At 26.8% G+C, this 1342-nt stretch carries 2 protein-coding genes; both read right to left on the bottom strand.

Annotation, left to right across the window (positions count from 1 at the left end):
* Positions 1-230 precede the first annotated feature (230 nt).
* A complete protein-coding gene (locus tag BP92_RS0113745) occupies positions 231-725 on the bottom strand; it encodes a hypothetical protein (RefSeq protein ID WP_026726550.1) in 495 nt (164 codons plus the stop codon).
* Between the two features lie 20 nt (positions 726-745).
* Complete coding sequence (locus BP92_RS0113740) at positions 746-1153, bottom strand: hypothetical protein (RefSeq protein ID WP_026726549.1); 408 nt, start codon at positions 1151-1153, stop codon at positions 746-748.
* Positions 1154-1342 lie beyond the last annotated feature (189 nt).

Below are 1342 nucleotides of genomic sequence, written 5' to 3'. Positions count from 1 at the left end.
AAGATTTTTCGGTAACAATTTCAATAAATTTCTTTCGGAAAAAATAGGAGAGAATCGTTCAGCGTAAGTTCGGAAAATATATTGTATACAACGTTTCTGCAGCTTGGCGATGTGGCGGATTAATGAGCCTAAACTTTCGGTTAAAGTCTGATTTTGCAAGTACAAAACAAACTTCAAATTAAGCATAAACCCGCTATATTGCCAAACTGCTGTTGTGCGTTCGTTGTTTTTTATTTTTTATGGATATAGTTTACGTAATAATAAAAAGCCAAAGCTAAAATGGCAAAAATTGAATAAAACCATTTTGCAACCTTTTTATTTTTAGATGTTTTGGCTATTATTTCTTTATTTTGACGTATTATGATTTCATCAATTTCTTTATCACTTTTTCCGATTGTTGAAGATATTAAGTTTATGATAATATCAAGATGATTATTCGCATTTGTTACCTCGAATGATTTGTTAAATGTTCCAATTTTGCGACTAATTGTAATGTTAATTTCAGTTTTATTAGTATCTATTTCATTCAGACTTATATCAACATAAGAACCTAGGTCTAAAGTTTCTGATGCAGAAAATTTATAATTTTCGATTGTTTCATTAAAGTTTTCTTTTTTGTAATTTGAGTTCAATCTTGATATATTACAAATAGCTTTTCTAGTTTCACTTAATGAGAAATTAACTTTAATATTTTTTGTTGGATTTGGAATTGCAAATATTGCCATTTTTTATTTTTTTTAATTGTTTATAGTTCATTGATTGGTATGAATGTACTTTTTGTATCAGTAACAATAGCACCCATTTTATTTTTTGCTCTATAAGTATAGTCTACATAAAGCATAACGCCTTTTTCGACTAATTCAAAACGTTTTATGTTTTCTTTATAAAGAGCGATTGCTTGATTGTGTTCATTAACACCAAATTCTTTATTACTAGAAAATTTTAAATCAGCCATTTCCAAATTAAGTTTCTCTGAATCCTTACAGCTTTGGATTTTAGATTTTTCAATAATTCTTACTTTTACTAATTCAAAACTACTTGGGTCATCTAGTTTTTCAGAAACAGTTTTAGTTATAAATTTTTCAACTTTACTTTGTTGTGAACAGCTAATTAAGCTAAATATTAATATAGCTCCTAATAATAATTTTTTCATTTTTTCATTTTTTTTAAGTTATTAATATTTTTTAAATCTATTGTTTTTTTATTTAATATTTAATTGAATTTTACGATTCTACTACACAATGACGCACAACGTTCCCAGGCTTTGCGTCTGTTGCGTATTTTCAAGACTGGCGTTAACAAATATACCGAAAACTTTGAAAGAAAAAACGTGATTGAAAGA

Origin of the sequence: Flavobacterium sasangense DSM 21067 (assembly GCF_000686885.1) — a bacterium.
GTDB lineage: Bacteria > Bacteroidota > Bacteroidia > Flavobacteriales > Flavobacteriaceae > Flavobacterium > Flavobacterium sasangense.
Note: the sequence above shows the minus strand (reverse complement) of the source record. Positions and strands in the feature narration are given on the sequence as shown.

Excerpts from the sequence above, each read along its gene's own strand:
- BP92_RS0113745 (WP_026726550.1), bottom strand. The coding sequence starts at position 725 with ATGGCAATATTTGCAATTCCAAATCCAACAAAAAATATTAAAGTTAAT.
- BP92_RS0113740 (WP_026726549.1), bottom strand. The coding sequence starts at position 1,153 with ATGAAAAAATTATTATTAGGAGCTATATTAATATTTAGCTTAATTAGC.